Consider the following 12,944-nt stretch of genomic DNA (forward strand, 5'->3'; position numbering starts at 1 on the left):
ATATTATACACTAATTTAGTTAGGCATTTTGCTTAATATAAGTGCTTTAGCGTCATCCATACTAAGCCCTGATATGCTAAACGGCTCACTTAGGGTATAGGTTATTTTGCTAAATGGTTTTGGTAAAACCATCTTATCCCAACTGCCAAATTGCCAAAATTTACTGGCTTCGTAATTGAGAATTACGATATTTACATTCATCTTTTGAGGAATAGCGACACATCCATCTGAAATACTATGCCTAGGACCTTTTGGACCATCTGGAGTTATGGCAACGTCGGCTCCTTCTTTTATCGTTCTAAAAGCAGCTAAAAGTGCCTTTAAAGCCCCTTTTGTAGTACTTCCTCTAATAGTACCTATGCCAAAATGATAAGAAACGCCATTTACCATTTCTCCGTCTTTATGGTCTGAAATCATGACTTTTACATTTTTAGTATCCCACCATTTTTTAAATACAAACGGAAGCATCACAAGCTTTCCATGCCAAAAAAGAATTACGCAAGGCTCTTTTGAGATACTTTTGCCTTTAAACTCTTTTTTACAAGTTATATATATGATATGCATAATAGATATGATTGACAACTCGACAAATTTGATAAAAAATTTATCTTTAAATGATTTGACCATATAAAACCATTCTTTTTGGATCCGTAATTTTTACTTTTAGTATCTTTCCAAGTAACTCTTCGCTGCCATTAGTTTGCACCAAAAAGTTGTTAAATGTACGCCCTGCTACGCTACTGTTTGCTCTAAGTTCTTCAAAATATACCTCATGAATAGAGTTTTTTTGAGCTTTTACAATCTCATCTAAAATTTCAGTATGCCTAGCTTGAAGCGTACTTAAGCGCCTACTTGCTATATCGCTATTTACTTGATTCGTCATACTTGCAGCAGGAGTTAGCGGACGAGATGAGTATTTAAATGAAAACATCTGTTCAAATTTGATGCTTTCTACAACACTCATAGTATCGGCAAAATCCCTATCGCTTTCACCTGGAAACGCTACTATGATATCTGTAGAAATAGTAACATCGGAGCAAATCTCTCTTAATTTTAAAGCGCGATCCAAAAACCACTCTTTCGTGTATCCTCTTTTCATAGCTTTTAAAATCTCATTTGAGCCGCTTTGCAAAGGCATATGCATGGATTTACAAATTTTAGGATTTGTGCTAAATTCTTTTAAAAACTTATCATCCATGTGCAGCGGATGAGGACTGGTAAAACGAATTCTCTCTACGCCATCAACTTCGCTTATTAAATTTAAAAGGTCGCTAAAATCTATCTTTTCATGAGTTCCTGAAAATCTTTTACCGTAATTATTTACATTTTGACCAAGCAAAAATATCTCTTTTGCGCCAGAAGAAGCTGCTTTTCTCACCTCTTTTAAAATAATATCTTTTGGAATGCTTATCTCATCGCCTCTGGTTTGTGGAACAATGCAATAAGTACATTTTTTATCACAACCTATCATAATATTTACAAAGCTCTTATAAGGACTTGAGCGAAAATCTCCAAAAGCATACTCGCTCTCATCGTGATTTATATCTACGCTTACGAATTTTGGAGTATTAAGCGCTGTTGTTATTTTAGATATATTTCTAGCGCCAAGAACGAAATCTACATATGGAGCGCGCTTAAAAACTTCACTTCCAAGGTGACTTGCAGTGCAACCGCAAACTCCTATCTTTGCCCCTTTTTTCTTAGCTTTTTCGTATGTTCCGACCTCGCTAAAAAGCTTATGAACCGGTTTTTCTCTAACTGAGCAGGTATTTATGAGTATGAGATCAGCATCCTCAATAATATTAGTAACTTCGTAATTTTCTTTTTGACTTAGTTCGGCAATGATATGCTCACTATCGCGAACATTCATCGCGCAACCTAAAGTCTCTATAAACAGTTTCTTTTTGACACTCAAAGGATATGCACCTCATACATATAGTCATTTTCATCAAGTCCGTATCTAACTGTACGGTGATAGACGCTAAGTCCTCTTTCTTCAAAATATTCTACTAAAGCTATCAGCTCTTTGTGCGAATTATCTTTATCGAAATAAAAAATTTTGCCGCCATCTTTGCCTATAGCTGCTTCTATTTTATCTAAACTTATTGTTTTTGGCTTATTATCAAGTTCTGTTCTGGCTAGCTTTAACTCCATTTTCCGTCCTTTTTTACTGTTTTAAGCTGGTGAGTATATCAAAATTGCGATAAAAATTCGTTTAAATTTGAAAATACCGGAATTTGATAACATTAATTTTAAAGAAAATAAAAGTTAAATTTAGTTATAATCAGTCCACTTGCAAATTTTAAATCCCCAATTTATTATTTTCAAATTTCAGCATAAACAAAAGGGTTTTTTATGGAAAAAATTTCGGATATCATCGAATCTATAGCAAATGAAAAAGGCTTAAATTTCGAAGATGTAAAAGAGAGAATCATAAGAGCATTCGTAAATGCGGCAAAAAGATTGTACGGATATGAGTGTGAGTATGAAGCTAGTCTTGACCCAAATACAAAAGCTATACATTTATATCAAAAAATTTTAGTAGTAGAAGATAGTGACGAGAGACTAGACGAAGAACATTTTATCAGCCTCAAAAAAGCTCACGAATTAGATGCCACGCTCGAAATAGGTGATAGCTTGAACTATGAACTAAACATTGATGAACTAGGTAGAACCGGAGCCGGGGTACTATCTCGCGAGATAGAATACCATATTCAAAGATTGATTGAAGAAAAAATTTATGAAAAATATAACTCTAAAATAAACACATTGGTATTTGGCACCGTTACAAGAGTCGACGCAGAAGAAAATACTTTTGTAGAGATTGACGAGATAAGAGCCGTAATGAGTATGAAAAATCGTATAAAAAATGAAAAATTTAAAGTAGGAAATGTAGTAAAAGCAGTCATAAAAAGTGTTCGTTTAGATAAAAAAGATGGTATAAAAGTGGAACTTTCGCGTACATCACCAAAATTTTTAGAAGCACTTTTAAAAGCAGAAGTTCCAGAGATAAAAGATGGAGGCGTTATAATCCAAAATAGTGCTAGGATACCAGGTAAAAAAGCAAAAATCGCACTATTTTCTACAACCCCCAACATAGATGCAGTCGGAGCTACAGTTGGGATAAAAGGTGTTAGAATAAACGCCGTAAGCAGTGAATTAAACGGAGAAAATATAGACGCCATAGAGTATAGCAGCGAACCGGCCATATTTGTTGCAAGAGCTCTAGCTCCTGCCATAGTAAGCTCGGTAAAAATAGACGATAAAAAAGCCATTGTTTCTTTAGTGCCAGAACAAAAAAGTAAAGCTATCGGCGTTAGCGGTATAAATATAAGATTAGCAAGTATGTTAAGCGGATTTGAAATTATACTTCATGAGATCGGCGCTCCTACTCAAGAAGTAAGCAACGAAGAGGGTTTAAAAAATCTAAAAGCTCTTTTTGGAGATATGTAATTTAAATACAAATAAAAGCTGCGTGATCGCCGTGCAGCTTTTAAATTTAAAAAACTATTTTGAAACTACCTTACACGGATTTCCGTATGCTTTATCTCCGATTAAAATATCTTTTACAATTACGCTTCCCGCGCCTATCATAATGTCGTTTTTTATTTTGACGCCTTGTATCGCACAGCTTCCTATTCCTATCCAGCTAAACTTCCCTACGCTTACGTTTCCGGCCAAAGAAACTCCCGGGCATATATGAGCAAATTCGCCTATAAAACAGTCATGATCTATTATCGCGCCTGAGTTTATTATAACTCCATCTTCTAATATAACGTTCGCATTTACTACTGCGTTTGCCATTACTACGATACCTTTTCCGAATTTAGCGCTTTGAGAGATAGCGGCGCTTGGATGGATTAAATTTACTACGTTAAATCCATTTTGTAAAACCATTGTTTGTAATTTATGTCTTATTCTAGCATTGCCTATGGCTATTATTATATCATGCTTTGGGAGTTCTTTTTTAAATTTAAACTCGCTTGCGTCGTCTAAAAAAATGATCTCGCCATAGCCATTTAACTTTGCTATTTCAGAAACTACCTTGCCATGTCCACTATGACCGTAAATATAAATTTTTTTCATATTTCAACCTAATTATTTCCGTTGAACTCTTCAGTAGTAACCATACCTTCTTTACTTATACCATCTTTTTTAATAACTTTTTTAACCGTTAAAAACGCTATTTTTACATCCATTAAAAAACTTAAATTTTTAGCGTAGTAGCTATCATATTCAAACTTTTTCGCCCAGCTAATACCGTTTCTACCGTTTACTTGAGCAAGTCCGGTTATACCTGGCCTTACCGTGTGTCGAAGCTTTTGTTCATCGTTATAAAGCGGCAAATACTGGATGAGCAAAGGTCTTGGTCCTATAAAACTCATATCACCTTTTAAAACATTAAAAAGCTGCGGTAGCTCATCTATACTAAGAGATCTTAATTTTTTACCAAATTCGCCCAAACGAAGCTCGTCACTTAGAAGTTTGCCGTTTTCATCTTTTTCATCGCTCATAGTTCTAAATTTATAAATTTGAAAGATTTTTTCGCCCAGCCCAGGTCTATTTTGAGTGAAAATCACCGGACTTCCTAAACGCTTTTTTATAGCAAAATATGCCCATATCATAATAGGGCTCGTTAAAAATATCAAAACCAAAGATCCAAAAAAATCCAAAAAACGTTTAAAAAATGCTCTATACATCTATAAATTCCTTATAAACTTCGAGATATTGTTTAGTTATTATATGTTCATCATAATTTTCTAAGACTAAATTTCGACCGTTTTTCCCCATCTTTTTTACAAGATGTTCGTTATCTAAAAGAGTTTCTATCTTACTAGCTAAATCTTTTGAGTCTTTTACTTTGCAAATCAGTCCGTTTACTCCGTCTTTTACAGCCTCCAAACATCCATCGCATCCGCTTACCACACAAGCCTTTTCCATACTCATAGCTTCTAAAACAGTTCTTGGAAATCCCTCTTTATAGCTAGGTAATACATAGATATATGATCCTTTTAAAATCTCTCTTATCCTATCACTCCACTTTATCCATGTTACATTTTGATTTTGTAAAAATAAACTACTAGCGCTACTAGCATTTCCCTCATAAGTATCTCCTACAAATACAAATTTGCAATCATCTCTACTACTAAGTAGATCGGCTGCCTCGTAAAATTCTCTTATACCTTTATCAAAAAGCGCTCTTCCAACCATCAAAACTACTTTTTTTTGACCAAACTCTTGAGCGCTAACTATACTTGGATCAAACTCGTTAGCATCGATTCCTACGCTTTTTATGCGTCTTACTTTTGAAGAGTCTATAATTCCTTTTTTTAACATATAATCAGGATCGGCGTCATTAACAAATATACAAGCATCGCTTATACTAAACGCATGTTTATATAACATTTCTATAACATTTCTTACGACTATAGTCTTTATATCACTTTTTGTGTAGAAGCTGCCCATTCCTTCTACTAAATTTAAAATATGCCTGATACCGGCTTTTTGAGCAGCAAACGTACCAAAAACATTTGATTTATGAGCTGCAGTTTGAATCATATCTAAATTTAAAGGCTTTAAGATATTTGCAAGATCTTTTGTGTCTTTTAAAACCCTAAAAGGATTTAAACTAGCTTTATCAAGATCATAAATTACAGTTTGAAACTCGCTGCTTATTTTATTTATATATCTACCATTTGGAACAATAGCAAAAACTTTATGTCCTCTGTCCCTTAAAGCTCGCATTATAGGAGCTCTAAAATAATAAATACTCAAATCCGAATGTGATAAAAAACCTATTTTCATAATATTATCTCTTTAGTTTATACACCTTAGCGCTTGGATCTAATATAATAGGCTCGTAGTCCGAACCTTCGTAATTTTCAAGCACAAACAGCTGAATATAAGTTGAATTAAACATCTCCTTGTCCATAATAAGAAATCTGCCATAATCAACCATATAAACTACGTAGAAGCCGCCGTTATCATCTATATGATGAATTTGTTTTTCTAAATTCATATTTTTATCGTATTTTGTCTCTATATAGCTATTTACTCTAAATGTTTTTCCGCTAAAAGATATCTTTGTTCCATCATTTGCTATGGTTATACCTTCGCTTAGTACGACTCCATCGCCGCCTTGAGCAAATGAAGTAGATACTATGAAAAATGCGTCTCTAAACTCTTTGGCAGTTACTAAATCCAACCTAGAAAATTTAGTCACGACAGGAAAAATGCCCATCATTCTATCTGGAAGATAGTAATAAATATCTCTAGTTTTTTCAGGAAGAGTAAAATTTTGATCATTTAAACTAGCCAAAAAACCATTTACGTCTGAAGCATTATAATCTTTTAGCATCTCATTTAAATTTGAATTAAATTTCTGCTCAAATCCTCTTTCGGTATATTCCACCTCAAGTCTCGCCATATTTGCCGAAGAGATAAAAGGTCTGCTAAGAGCCCAACTAACGGCAAAATTCTCTCTACCTAGATGCTTTCCTCCATCAATAAGAGTCTTTGTATCGCTATAATAGCGAATCGCGTAACCATAATCCCACCAAGCTACTACGTAATCCTCGGGGTCTGCGATAGTTTTTAGTTTGTCTAGAACCTTAACTTCGCTATTCATAAATACGGTTAGAGGCTTGTATTCATAGATATGTATAAGAGATGGCGTAAGTGCAAATAAACTTAATGGGAATAGAACCATAGTGGCAATTTCACGCCTAAATTTAAAGTAAAAAAGTATATAAGCAACTACAAAAATAGGAAATAAAAATTTAAATTCATCCAAATATATCCCCTCGTAAATTTGCAGTAAAACAAGTAAAATAACAGGTAAAAAGCTAAAAAAAGTTACTGCGTAGAGAGATATTTTTCTATGTTTTTTATCTATTTTTATAAATTTTGAAATCCAGTTCAAAGCATATCCAAATCCAAAAGCCATCATAGGCACAGCGTAAATAGTAAATCTAAGTCCGCCCTTTAAAGACAAAAACCCAAGACCGATCATAGGTAAAGTAACTAAAAATATGCGATATTTAAAACAAAGCAAAACATATCCGATAAGCGCTATTAAAAACACGAAAATATCGCCGCTTATTCTCTGAGCGAAAAATCTGAAATCTATCATTCCAGACTCCATAATAGTCTGATTTACGTTAAAATACTTAAACATAACGCCATCGCTATCGCTAACGCTTCTAAATATGTAAAATTTGAGCTGAAACCAGATAGGATTTAATCCGCCAAAATATATAAAAAACAGCAAAACAGCGGCATACAAAGAGATCATAACTTTTGTATTTATCAAATTTGGTTTAAATTTAATAAATACAAATAGAGCCAAAATCAAAATCGCCCTTATAAAATACTCAGCCCCGCTAATAGCTAAAATCATAAATAAAACAGCTTGATAATTTAAGATATTTTTTCTATCGAAAATAATAGTATAAAGTCCAAAAAACAAAGTGATAGCCACATTCAAAGAGAAACTTGATGGATACCACCAGCTATAAATAAGCATAGAAAATGAAATGATCAAAAACGATTTCAAATCACGCTTTGTATATAATCTCACAATACCCCAAAACGTAAAAATAGGAAGCGAGATAATAAGCATATCAGTATCATAATAGCCGGCCATTGTTCTATTGTAATAGCTATTTGCTATACTAGCAAGCAGTGCGGCGATAAATCCGGCTTTAATCTCACCGATTTCACGCGCCATTAGTATGATAGGAATTACCACAAGACCGCCTAAAAATACACTTAAATATACCATAATGGTTTCTAGAGAAAATGGCGTAATCTCGACCAAAAGATATGTTATAGAAGACAGCGGAGTTCCATAAAAGCTAAGATCATTTGGCTGATGAAAGCCAGCTATCATATCTCTAGCGCCCTCAGCGTACGCATATCCGTCATTTGTACTTATCATAAGTTGGTTGTTCCAAAAAAACTCAGCGTAACCGCTCGCCCAATATATCCACTCAAATCTACAAATTACACTAAAAATATATGCTAAAATGATCAAAAACAGAGTATTTGATCTAAATATCATAAAAAAATTACCCAAGTTTTTCATAAATTTCCTCTAAATCTTTTATAAGTTCATCTGCGATTTTTCTTTTATCAAAAAATGAAGCTCTTATAATAGCGTTTTTTTCATAAATTTTCACCCAATCTGGCTCATCTAAAGCTTTTTGCATAGCTTTAGTTGTAGCAATTTCATCATTTACCTGAACCAAAACTCCCCATTTGTCATCACCTAAAAGCTCTCTTGCGCCACTTTTATGCTCACTTGAAATAACTAGTTTAGAGCAAGCAAGAGCTTCTATAAGAGCATTTGAAAAACCTTCAAAAAGGCTAACGAAAACAAAAGCATAGCATTTTGACATATATTTATACGGATTATTATCAAATCCTAAAAGCTTTACCCTACCTTCTAAATTTAACTCATTTATAACACCTTGCAAATGTTCTTTTAAAACTCCCTCGCCTAATATCAAAAGATTTTTATCGCAATTTTTTAAATTTGCATAAGATCTTATCAAAAGCTCATGATTTTTACCGCTATCAAGTCTTCCTACACTTAGAAAAAAAGGTTCTTTTTCATCTATTAAATCTCTGCTTTTTTCTCTTATCTCATCTAAATTTAAAGCATTATAAAGAACGCGCATTTTTTTTGGATCTATATCGAAATTATCTCTTAAATCATTTAAATTTCCAATACTATTTGGATATATAAAATCAGCTTTTGGATAAAGTTTTTTAAGCAAAAATTTACTTATTTTCGACTTCAAACTAGAATCTTTATAAAGCACGCTAGGAGTTGAACATTCATTTAGTATGAGCGGCTTTTTATCTCCGAAAATACGGGCAAATCCAGCAATATAGCAAGGTCTATTCATCCAGACAAAATGCAAATCTATACCGAGATTTTGGCAAAGTTTTTTATATTTTAGCCCTAAAAATGGAAGTTTGATAAGTTTCCAAAGTCCATTTTCAAACGGTTCTGAGCTTTCAAGATAATGAATTTTTACATCTTTTGGAATCTCGTAAAATATCCTATCGTTCATAAGGATCAAATGCACCTCATACGAATTTATAAGCTCAGTCAAAAGGTTGCTTACAACCCTCTCGGCTCCACCGCCCGCCATAGAATATATAAAAACACTTAACTTTTTCATTGTTCGCACTCTTTTATAAATTTATACCATTTATCTATGATATTTTCTATCTCGAATTTCGATTTTTTTAAATTTGCGTTTTGTACTAAATTTTGACACATTCCATCATTTTTTAAAAGTTTTTCAAGAGTTATTGCGTAACTCTCAGCGCTAAAATCCTCGCTTATAAGTCCGTCAAATCCATCTTTTATAAGCTCTTTTGCACCGCTTGTAGGGGTGGATACTCTTGCACACTCGTAAAATAAAGCCTCTATAAGAACATTTCCAAATCCCTCGTTCATGCTAGGCAAAGCTAGAATTTTTGCTCTTTCATACAAACTGCCTATATCTTTTTGATGACCCACAAAATTTATTTTTAAATTTAAATTTATAGCTAGATTTTGAAGGCTATTTTCCAAACTACCATTACCGGCTATAATAATATCCCATTTATCAAGTATATTTTTATCTATGAGACTTAAAGCTTTAAAATAATTTTCATATCCTTTCACTGTTTCTAATCTACCAACACTTAAAATTATACTTTCTTTATAGTATTTAGTATTTTTTGGCTTATGAAAGATCGGATTATGCATTATAGCTCTATTTTTTACAAATTTATAATACTCAAAATCCTCTTTAGTAAGAACGGTTAATCCACTTGCAAATCTATAACTAAAATCCCTTATAAAGCGCCAAATTTTAGACTTTAAAAGTGTATGGCTAACATGCTCGGTTATTATCAACGTACGAGACATAAACATAGTTGATATTATTAAATTTATATTTGTTTGATCCATAAAACTTATGATAAGATCTGGTTTTTTACTTTTTATAAAATTTCTAATAGTAAAAAACTTTTTAAATTTAGATAATATTGTAGTATTATGATATATATTTAAATGAGTTGTCTTAACTAAAAATTCATAGTGTTTTTTATCTTCTTCAAAGTAGACTACTTCTACACTATGTTTTTTACTAAACTCACTACTTAAAACTTGCAATACTCGCTCAGCTCCACCGTTTCTAAGAGCTGAAATAAAAAAGATTATATTCAATTTGCTGCTTCTTTTATCAAATTCAACCACCTATTATATATATTTTTTATCTCAAATTCACTTTGTCTTAATTTCGCATTTTCGACTAAACTATCACAGCCGCTAAGAGACATTTTTATCTTTTTAGACAAACTCTCAGCGCTAAAATCCTCGCTTATAAGTCCGTCAAATCCATCTTTTATAAGCTCTTTTGCACCGCTTGTAGGGGTGGATACTCTTAAAATATTATAAAAAATCGCCTCTATAAAAGCATTGCCCAAACCCTCACTCCTAGAACTTAAAACTAAAATCTTAGCTTTTTTATAGTAATTAGATATATTATTTACCATACCGCAAAATTCTATATTTAAATTTCTATTTTTTGCTAAATTTTTTAAATTTAAAATCTCATCTCCATCTCCCAAAACAAGAATTTTCCAATCTTTTAATTCATATTTTATAAGACTTAAAGCTTCTAAAAAAACATCGCACCCTTTAGCTTTTATAAGTCTTCCTACAAAAATAATTATATTTTCTTTTTCAGGCTTACTTGCGTCTATATCTACATTAAAAAACATTGGATTATATATTACGGATCTATTTTTTACAAATTTATAATACTCAAAATCCTCTTTTGTAAGCACTGAAAGTCCATCTGCAAATGGATATATAAAGCGCTTTAAAACTCTCCATTTAAAACTTAAAAATTTATGATAACTATGCTCAGAGATGATTATTTTGGTCTTCAGAAAAAGAGCTGCAAGCAAAACAAGTAAATTCGTACTATCCATAAAAGATATCACGCAGTCAAACTCACCATTTTTTATAAGCTTTCTAATCGTAAAAATCTTGCTAAAACGCTTTTTAAAATTCCCAAAAAATCCACAATCCCCAGTACCTAAATCAAGACTTAAAAGTTTTACTTTATCATGCATCTCATAAAAAGGTTTTTCATTATCAAACCTAGCTAAGCTAACATCATTACCAATGGCAAACTCGCTAGCAAGCAGACTAGCCACTCTTTCGGCGCCGCCTGCTCTAAGAGTTGAGATGATAAATAAAACTTTCATTAAAATCCTTGATTGCTTATTTAAATTTATAAATTATAGCCAAAATTTTAAGCTTTAAAAGCAGTTTCTCATTTTTATTAAAAACGATTAAGAAACTAATTACATAACCAAGAAGTAAAAAAATAGTTCCCGCTAAAACAAAACTTAACCAACCTTTTATCTCTACAAAATCTTTTAGCAATAATATAGATACCAAAACAACGGCAAAAACAAAAACATTTCTTAAAAATACCGGATAAAATAGACTCATTTTTTGATTTAAATTTACTCCGGCATTTGATATATCAAACAAAATTATTCTAGCCAAATATCCAGCACTTGCGCAAATCGCGATAGAGTAAAGCCCGAAATCTTTTATGAAAATCAGCTGAAAAGCAACAACGCTAAAAGACATGATGAGATTTGCAACGGCCGGGCGTTTAAGCTTGTTTGTGACCGTGTTTAAACTAAGAAGAGGCTGCATAGCCGCTATAAAAATCACGGGCATTAGAGCGATGAGAGAAAGATTATAAATAAAACTTATCTCATAATCAGTTTTAAAAGGCAACCAAAGAGTGTAAAACTCACTTCCAAGCACTGCAAATACAGCCACTGGAGAGATACTTATAAAAGACAACGTTTTTAAGCAAAACTTCACTTCGTTTATGAGATCATTTATACTTTGTTTTGAGTATAGCTCTATAAATTTAGGCATAAAAGTCGCGCCCACGGTACCTATAAATGACTCCGCTATCAAAATGGCGGCTTTTGAAACCGAGAGAATTCCCATAGAAGCTGCGTTTATAAAGATATTGCAAAGTAGCAAGTCAATACCGTTGATCAAAGTATGACTTAGCATATTAAAACTATTCCAAGTTCCGGAGCTTATGAGTTTTTTGATAAGATTTAGCCTAAAATACTTTAGCCTAAACTTAAGCCCGGTTTGCAGTTTTTTCGTTATATAAATCGCGCTAATAAATACGAAAATCGACGCTAACAGCGCAGAAATCGCGGTGTAATAGATCATCGGTTGAAAAATATAAAAAAGTACCACCAAAACAAACGCAAAAATCGCAGTTGAAACGGCATTTCTAACAGATATCATATAAAGCTTGTTTTTCACAAAAGCACTTATAGTTAAAACCGCGTTAAAAAGCCCCAAACAAAAATTTATAAAATAAAACGCCATAGTGAGCTTAACATCGTCCACTAAGGCTTCTGAAACGTTTATAAACTCTTTTAAATTTAGTATAAAAGCAGAGCAAACCACGCATATAAAAATGCAAAATATAAAATTTACCGCGAGCACGGACGAATAATATTTACTTGCTTGTAAGAGATTTCCTCTGTGGTATTCATACGCCACAAAGCGTCCCGCGACTGAGTTTATAACCAAAGTTAAGATATAACCGTAATTTACGAATGAGTTTGCAAGACCTAAAAATCCGTACGCTTCATCTCCTAAAACCTTTAAGATAAAAGGAGTTAAAAAGAAATTTATAAGCATCTGAAGGCTGAAAACTACGATACTTGCTATAAGATTTAAAGCCATTGCAAACAGATCACTTTATTTTACCGACGAATAAATTCGTCTTTAAGGCAAAAGACTTCACACTTTCAAAATCCATAGAATTATGTATTTTATATTGCAAATGAAACTTATGTTTATGAGTAAATAAACTCATCTT

The 12,944-nt window shown here is 32.6% G+C and carries 12 protein-coding genes; 1 reads left to right on the plus strand and 11 read right to left on the minus strand.

The window, feature by feature from the left end:
- Positions 1–15: 15 nt before the first annotated feature.
- The 3 genes from DQN38_RS06710 to DQN38_RS06720 are packed head-to-tail and all read right to left on the minus strand — an operon-like array spanning position 16 to position 2,154.
- Positions 16–627, minus strand: coding sequence for a lysophospholipid acyltransferase family protein (locus DQN38_RS06710; RefSeq protein WP_011732177.1), 612 nt, complete (start codon positions 625–627; stop codon positions 16–18).
- Entirely contained in the window at positions 611–1,915 is a 1,305-nt protein-coding gene (miaB, locus tag DQN38_RS06715; protein ID WP_011732178.1) for a tRNA (N6-isopentenyl adenosine(37)-C2)-methylthiotransferase MiaB, read from the minus strand. The genes DQN38_RS06710 and miaB overlap by 17 nt, the downstream gene beginning before the upstream one ends.
- On the minus strand, positions 1,912–2,154 hold the full coding sequence (locus DQN38_RS06720) for an HP0268 family nuclease (RefSeq protein ID WP_002850216.1): 243 nt from the start codon (positions 2,152–2,154) through the stop codon (positions 1,912–1,914). The genes miaB and DQN38_RS06720 overlap by 4 nt, the downstream gene beginning before the upstream one ends.
- Before the next feature lie 201 nt (positions 2,155–2,355).
- On the opposite strand from DQN38_RS06720, the gene nusA reads away from it, so the two are divergent.
- Positions 2,356–3,453 carry a transcription termination factor NusA gene (gene nusA, locus DQN38_RS06725; protein ID WP_002850218.1) on the plus strand — a complete coding sequence of 366 codons (1,098 nt, stop codon included), beginning with the start codon at positions 2,356–2,358 and terminating at the stop codon, positions 3,451–3,453.
- Positions 3,454–3,507: 54 nt separating this feature from the next.
- On the opposite strand, the gene pglD is transcribed toward nusA, so the two are convergent.
- Genes pglD through DQN38_RS06765 form a run of 8 tightly spaced genes read right to left on the minus strand, consistent with a single transcriptional unit; the run spans position 3,508 to position 12,808 of the window.
- Positions 3,508–4,086, minus strand: coding sequence for a UDP-N-acetylbacillosamine N-acetyltransferase (pglD, locus tag DQN38_RS06730; RefSeq protein WP_038453984.1), 579 nt, complete (start codon positions 4,084–4,086; stop codon positions 3,508–3,510).
- An 8-nt stretch (positions 4,087–4,094) separates the two neighbouring features.
- Positions 4,095–4,700: an undecaprenyl phosphate N,N'-diacetylbacillosamine 1-phosphate transferase gene (gene pglC, locus DQN38_RS06735; protein ID WP_065844720.1), complete on the minus strand. Its 606-nt coding sequence runs from the start codon at positions 4,698–4,700 to the stop codon at positions 4,095–4,097.
- Positions 4,693–5,805: a N,N'-diacetylbacillosaminyl-diphospho-undecaprenol alpha-1,3-N-acetylgalactosaminyltransferase gene (pglA, locus tag DQN38_RS06740; protein WP_011732180.1), complete on the minus strand. Its 1,113-nt coding sequence runs from the start codon at positions 5,803–5,805 to the stop codon at positions 4,693–4,695. Before pglA ends, pglC begins: the two co-directional genes overlap by 8 nt.
- A 4-nt stretch (positions 5,806–5,809) precedes the next feature.
- Complete coding sequence (locus DQN38_RS06745) at positions 5,810–8,086, minus strand: STT3 domain-containing protein (protein ID WP_002850224.1); 2,277 nt, start codon at positions 8,084–8,086, stop codon at positions 5,810–5,812.
- Positions 8,070–9,191, minus strand: coding sequence for an N-acetylgalactosamine-N,N'-diacetylbacillosaminyl-diphospho-undecaprenol 4-alpha-N-acetylgalactosaminyltransferase (gene pglJ, locus DQN38_RS06750; RefSeq protein WP_065843737.1), 1,122 nt, complete (start codon positions 9,189–9,191; stop codon positions 8,070–8,072). Before pglJ ends, DQN38_RS06745 begins: the two co-directional genes overlap by 17 nt.
- Positions 9,188–10,228: a glycosyltransferase gene (locus tag DQN38_RS06755; RefSeq protein ID WP_065843736.1), complete on the minus strand. Its 1,041-nt coding sequence runs from the start codon at positions 10,226–10,228 to the stop codon at positions 9,188–9,190. The genes pglJ and DQN38_RS06755 overlap by 4 nt, the downstream gene beginning before the upstream one ends.
- Positions 10,225–11,277 (minus strand): glycosyltransferase, encoded by a 1,053-nt coding sequence (locus tag DQN38_RS06760; RefSeq protein ID WP_011732183.1) that lies wholly within the window; start codon positions 11,275–11,277, stop codon positions 10,225–10,227. The genes DQN38_RS06755 and DQN38_RS06760 overlap by 4 nt, the downstream gene beginning before the upstream one ends.
- Positions 11,278–11,293: 16 nt before the next feature.
- Entirely contained in the window at positions 11,294–12,808 is a 1,515-nt protein-coding gene (locus tag DQN38_RS06765) for an oligosaccharide flippase family protein (protein ID WP_065843735.1), read from the minus strand.
- Between the last annotated feature and the right edge of the window lie 136 nt (positions 12,809–12,944).

This window comes from Campylobacter fetus subsp. fetus, assembly GCF_900475935.1.
GTDB classification, from domain to species: domain Bacteria; phylum Campylobacterota; class Campylobacteria; order Campylobacterales; family Campylobacteraceae; genus Campylobacter; species Campylobacter fetus.